6 protein-coding genes are annotated in these 6,000 nt (G+C 47.1%); 3 read left to right on the top strand and 3 right to left on the bottom strand.

All coding sequences use genetic code 11. From position 1 onward, the window contains the following. Positions 1-430, top strand: a 430-nt coding sequence (locus Xbed_RS05735) for an integrase core domain-containing protein (RefSeq protein WP_139837459.1), incomplete at its 5' end; no start/stop codon positions are given. Positions 431-563: 133 nt separating this feature from the next. Here Xbed_RS05735 and Xbed_RS05725 read toward each other — a convergent pair. Genes Xbed_RS05725 through Xbed_RS05715 form a run of 3 tightly spaced genes read right to left on the bottom strand, consistent with a single transcriptional unit; the run spans position 564 to position 3,217 of the window. Then, entirely contained in the window at positions 564-1,109 is a 546-nt protein-coding gene (locus Xbed_RS05725) for an RNA 2'-phosphotransferase (RefSeq protein WP_086111964.1), read from the bottom strand. Positions 1,110-1,150: 41 nt separating this feature from the next. Further along, positions 1,151-1,951 (bottom strand): nucleotidyltransferase domain-containing protein, encoded by an 801-nt coding sequence (locus tag Xbed_RS05720; protein WP_422641377.1) that lies wholly within the window; start codon positions 1,949-1,951, stop codon positions 1,151-1,153. Between the two features lie 39 nt (positions 1,952-1,990). Beyond that, positions 1,991-3,217 (bottom strand): RtcB family protein, encoded by a 1,227-nt coding sequence (locus tag Xbed_RS05715; RefSeq protein ID WP_086111968.1) that lies wholly within the window; start codon positions 3,215-3,217, stop codon positions 1,991-1,993. Positions 3,218-3,471: 254 nt separating this feature from the next. Here Xbed_RS05715 and rtcR point away from each other — a divergent pair, with 254 nt between their 5' ends. Both rtcR and rnz read left to right on the top strand, forming a co-directional pair. After that, on the top strand, positions 3,472-5,049 hold the full coding sequence (gene rtcR, locus Xbed_RS05710) for an RNA repair transcriptional activator RtcR (protein ID WP_086111963.1): 1,578 nt from the start codon (positions 3,472-3,474) through the stop codon (positions 5,047-5,049). Between the two features lie 12 nt (positions 5,050-5,061). Then, on the top strand, positions 5,062-5,979 hold the full coding sequence (gene rnz / locus Xbed_RS05705; protein ID WP_086111962.1) for a ribonuclease Z: 918 nt from the start codon (positions 5,062-5,064) through the stop codon (positions 5,977-5,979). Positions 5,980-6,000 lie beyond the last annotated feature (21 nt).

Below are 6,000 nucleotides of genomic sequence, written 5' to 3'. Positions count from 1 at the left end.
GTCACGTAAAATCGTGGGGTATCATGTCCACGATAACCTAAAAACAGACTCGGTCATCAAGGCGTATAAACAGGCCTTAAGAGGCCGAAAATTGACCGGACAATCACTGCTCCATCATTCAGACAGGGGATTGCAATATTGTTCAAAATCCTATCAGGCGTTACATGAGTACCATGCCGTCATGTGCTCAATGACAGACGGCTACGATTGTTATCAGAATGCTTTGGCAGAACGGGTCAATGGGATACTGAAAAACGAATTTTTACTCTGTAAGCCCGCTAATCTTAAAGAAGCGACGACAATGGTGAGTGAATCGATAGAGATTTATAATCGATACCGACCCCACTTAGCCCTAAAATATCAAACGCCCGATGACGTACATCATCAGGCGGTGATGAGTAAAATAAGTGTCAACGTATATCAGGACTAGACACTCTACGGTTGCAGTCCTTAATACCAACGCAGTATCCAACCCCGGGGTTAAGGTCAGTAATGCGGCGGCAAGGGTAAACGCCAATAAAGTATCAGTCACCAACATGTTGATCTCCGAAAGAAATAAGCACCTACTCGAAACCTATATATTCAATAGGTACGGATTTTGTCAACCACACCCCGTTATCTGCTTGATGAAATTTAAAGCCCTGTTCATACATCAATTGTGCTTCAATTTTCAAGATAATCGCCTTGCCGTGACGTTGCCCCACCTTGGTCGCCGTGGATTCATCCGCCGATAAATGCACGTAGTGCCGTGTTCCTGCCACTAATCCCTGTTTAAAAATCGAATCCAAAAAACGGGTGGCTGTGCCGTGGTACAAAATCACCGGCGGAATTTTTTCTTGATAACCGATATCCACCAGCTTGGTTGAGTGCCCCTGTACTGCTCTGATGCGTTTTTGGTCCTCTGAAATGGCAAACCGTTTTTTATCATTGGAATCGACAACTTTCTCAATAAGCGCATAGTTCAATCGCTTACCGTGCTTAACAGCACATTTTATCAACGTACCGATATCCGCCCACCCTTCACTATCCAAAGTCAAACCAATGGATTCCGGTTGATGGCGTAATACATAACTTAAAAATCGGCTAATTTTAGTATCGATCTGATCCATGTTTTTACCTGTTGATTTGAATTCCCTATATTTGATGACGCTTAACTCAGAAATCCGCGTTTCATTACCCAACGCTTTAAATAATCATCCAACAACTTATGGCTGCGTTCAGGCTTATCCTTAAACTCACAGCGCATCAATGTTTCATCTAATTCTGATTCAATAAAAGCGTGAATTTTCGGTTTACGCAGGCCATATTCTGCCTCATTTGCTGACCGTTTAATTCGCAGCAGATCATCAATTTCCATTTTTAATAGCGGATCATCCACCGTTCCCGCCATCAGTGTTTCAAAATCCATCGGCGGCACACCTTTACCCATTTCGATCCAGCGGACAGCAAGCAAGGGACGCAATACGTAAAAATATTTTTTTAACCGGACTTCTTCACCTTGCAGATAACCCCTAAAGTTTTTCTTCGCCATCGAGAGATAGTGATAGCGCGCTTTAATGTCCGAAAAGAAATGCGATACCATCGTTTTCAATCCATTGGTTGCCGCCGGATCAGCATGATAAATGATGGGAGAATCCAACCACTCCATTAAGGTTGGATTCGCCTGTTTCAGCAATTTTAGAGTCTTGCGGAGTTCCCACCCACTGATATCCAGTTCATCACTGATCGGCAGTTCAATCACGTCCCTCCCCGCTTCCACTTTGAGATACCAGTCCACAGGATGGACATAAATAAACCGTACATCGTAATCGCTGTCCGGTGAGGCAAAACCCCACCCACGACTGCCGGATTCACAGGCGTACAGTATCCGCACGCCATAATTTTTTTCGATGTCAGCCAGCTCCTGTTTGATGCGGGAACGCATGGCAGGGCTGACTGCGCGTGTTTTTATTTCCCTTTCCATTTCTTCTATTTTCCTATTTATTCATGTTTACCCTTTTACACACACCACCTGACGCAAGGTATGCACAATTTCCACCAGCGATGACTGCGCTGCCATCACAGCGTCGATGTCTTTGTATGCCATCGGGATTTCATCGATCACATCGCTGTCTTTACGACATTCCACATGGGCTGTTGCTCGTTTTTGATCACTGACGGTGAAGCGTTTTTTCGCTTCGGTACGGCTCATGACCCGGCCTGCTCCGTGACTGCATGAACAAAAACTCTCTTCGTTTCCAAGCCCACGAACGATATAACTTTTCGCCCCCATTGAACCCGGAATGATCCCCATTTGGCCTTTGCGGGCAGATACTGCACCTTTACGTGTTACCAGCACCTCTTCACCGAAATGCTGCTCACGCTGTACATAGTTATGGTGGCAGTTCACCGCTTCCTGCTGGGTGGTAAAGGGTTTTGGGATCTCACGTGACAACGCCTCAAGCACTCGGTGCATCATCACTTCCCGGTTCTGGCGGGCATAATCCTGCGCCCAACCTACCGCTTCCATATAATCGTCAAAATAACGGCTTCCTTCCTCGAAATACGCCAGGTCGCGATCTGGCAGGTTAGCGATATGCTGCTGCATATCTTGCTGCGCCAGCGTGATAAATAAGTTACCGATGGCATTACCCACACCACGGGAACCGCTATGCAGCATGATCCAAACGCGATCCGCTTCATCAAGGCACAATTCGATAAAATGGTTCCCCGTTCCCAGCGTTCCTAGGTGCTGGTGGTTATTGGTGGTCAATAGTTTTGGGTATTTATCGGTAATACACTTGAACCCATCCGCCAATGTCGCCCAATGTTGATCCACAATCTCCGGCGCGTTATACCAAGACCCCTTATCACGGCCGCCACGGTTTACGGTACGTCCATGCGGTACAGCAGACTCAATGGCATGACGAATATTCAACAGGCTATCCGGTAAGTCAGATGCCACCAGCGAAGTACGCACCGCAATCATTCCGCAACCAATATCCACCCCAACCGCAGCCGGGATAATCGCGCCGTGAGTCGGGATCACACTACCGATGGTAGAACCTTTACCGACATGGACATCCGGCATTACCGCCAGATGTTTGAAAATAAAAGGCATCTTCGCCGTGTTTTGCAATTGGGTAATGGCTTTGGGATCGACTGGTACGCCATTCGTCCACATTTTTACCGGTACACCATTTTCTTGCGTCAATAAGTTATAAGCGTTGGTTTTCATTTCAGTTGTTGTCATTATTGTTCTCCTTTCATTTTTACCCATGCGTTTAACACTCATGCTATCTCAGTGTATAGACCCTCTGGTTATTGCCAATTGCGTGCCAACTTTGAAAAAAAACAGAAATATTATTTATCTATTTGAAAATTAGCTGTTTTTATTTTCGACTCATTTTGATTATTGTTTTTGCAGATTAAATTACTTATCTTTCTATATCGTTGTTTATAAATTTAGATAACCAAAATGCAGGGAAGACGATGAAACGCAGAGTGGCTATTGGAATTTTGGGTACAAAGTTAGATAGGCGAGGCAAGAAGGCCAATCGCTGGGCAAAATGGCGCCCTACTATTGGTATGTGCCAACAGCCGGAGTTGCCAATCGATAAACTGGAACTGCTTTATCAAACCAATGACTGCGTTTTGGCAGCGCGAGTGAAAGAGGATATTGAACACACTTCACCACAGACAGAAGTGGTATTGAATGAAATTCACATCGAAGATCCCTGGGATTTTGAAGAAGTTTATACCGCGCTGCTGGATTTTGCCGTTCGTTACCCTTTCGATACCGAAAACGAAGAGTACCTGGTACATATCACAACCGGGACCCACGTTGCACAAATTTGCTGGTTCCTGCTGACCGAAGCCCGTTATCTGCCAGCACAACTGCTCCAGACATCGCCCAAAAATGAGGGGGATGAAAGCCATCCCGCCGGCGTTTATACGATCATCGATTTAGATCTCAGCCGTTATACCACTCTGACCAGCCGCTTTCAGCGCGAACAACAGGAACAGGTCGCATTCTTGAAAGCGGGCATCGCTACACGCAATGCCAATTTCAACCGCCTGATCGACCAAGTGGAGCGCGTCGCCTTTCGTTCCACGGCGCCCATTTTGCTGACCGGGCCGACGGGTGCAGGTAAATCCTTTCTTGCCCGCCGAATCTATCAGCTACGGCAATCACGCTATTTAATCAAAGGGCGATTTGTAGAGGTGAACTGTGCCACTCTGCGCGGTGATAACGCGATGTCCACGCTATTTGGTCACGTCAAGGGCGCATTTACAGGGGCGATTCAGCCACGCACCGGGCTGCTTCGTGAAGCCGATGGGGGCATTCTGTTTCTTGACGAAGTGGCAGAATTGGGATTGGATGAACAAGCCATGCTGTTGAAAGCCATTGAAGAAAAGAGTTTCCTGCCTTATGGCTCGGATAAGGCAGTGCACAGTGATTTTCAATTAATTGCCGGCACACACCGTGACCTGCGTGATTGGGTGGTTCAGGGAAAATTTCGCGAAGATTTATATGCCCGCATAAATATGTGGACTTATCAACTGCCCGGTTTGGCGCAACGCCGCGAAGATATTGAACCAAACATCGATTATGAACTTGCTCGCTATGCACAAATGCAACAAACGCAAGTGCGCTTTGATAAAGAAGCACGGCAAATTTACCTGCATTTTGCCTGTTCTGCACAGGCGCAGTGGCGGGGAAATTTTCGTGAACTCAGCGCGTCCGTAGCGCGGATGGCGACATTTGCCGAAAATGGACGTATCAACCAACCGTTAGTTGAAGAAGAAATCATCAGACTCAAGCAAAATTGGGGCGGGGAGGAACATGCTTCCCTGCTGCCACAGGGGTTGCCGGAAATCGATCTATTTGATCGCCAACAATTGGAAACCGTGATTAAGATCTGCCGTAGATCCACCAGCTTATCGGAAGCAGGCCGCAAGTTATTTGCCGTTTCACGCCAACAGAAAAAACAGCCCAATGATGCCGATAGATTACGTAAGTACCTTGCCCGATTCGGTCTGGATTGGGAAAGCATTCAACATGACTAGGAGAAGAATAAAATGGAACTGAAATTCTTAGGCACCAGCGCAGGCATTCCCACCAAAGCGCGCAATGTGACCAGCCTGATACTCGATTTACAGGGTATCCGTAACGCACTGTGGATGTTTGATTGCGGAGAAGGAACCCAACACCAGATCCTTCATTCCCCTATCAAGATAGCCAAACTGGAGAAAATCTTTATCACTCACCTGCATGGTGATCATATCTTCGGTCTGCCCGGATTATTGTGCAGCCGTTCCATGGGCGGCTCTACCGATCCCCTTACTTTATATGGACCAACCGGCATACGTCAGTTTGTAGAAACGGCATTGCAACTGAGTAGCTCGTTTCTGACCTATCCATTGGAAATTATCGAAATCCAGCCAGGGCAACTGTTTGATGATGGTGAACTCAGCGTTACGGCTTATACCTTGAATCATCGGGTGGAATGTTATGGTTATCGGATTGAAGAACACGACAAACCCGGTGCGCTCGATGCTCAAAAGCTGGATCAGGATGGCATTCCCCGTGGCCCGTGGATGCAGGCCTTAAAGCAAGGCGCTACGGTAACGCTGGAAGATGGTCGTACAATTTGTGGCAAAGCGTATTTAGGCACCCCGATTCGTGGAAAATCACTGGCTATTTTCGGGGATACCGAACCTACGCCGGAGGCACTGAAAATGGCCGCCAATGTGGATGTGATGGTGCATGAAACGACGCTGGAAGATGCATTCGCTGCAAAAGCCAATGAACGGGGGCATTCCACCACCAAACAAGCCGCAACACTGGCGCGTGATGCTCAGGTAAAACATTTTATCGCCACCCATATCAGCGGACGCTATGGTATCGAAGAGTGCCCGCGATTATTGGCGGAATGCCGGGAAATATTCCCCAATACCGATCTGGCCAACGATTTTTCGGTATTTATAATTAAGTAATACAAATGAAAACGGAGGGGA

It is taken from the genome of Xenorhabdus beddingii (assembly GCF_002127545.1).
Classification (GTDB): Bacteria; Pseudomonadota; Gammaproteobacteria; order Enterobacterales; family Enterobacteriaceae; genus Xenorhabdus; species Xenorhabdus beddingii.
Note: the sequence above shows the minus strand (reverse complement) of the source record. Positions and strands in the feature narration are given on the sequence as shown.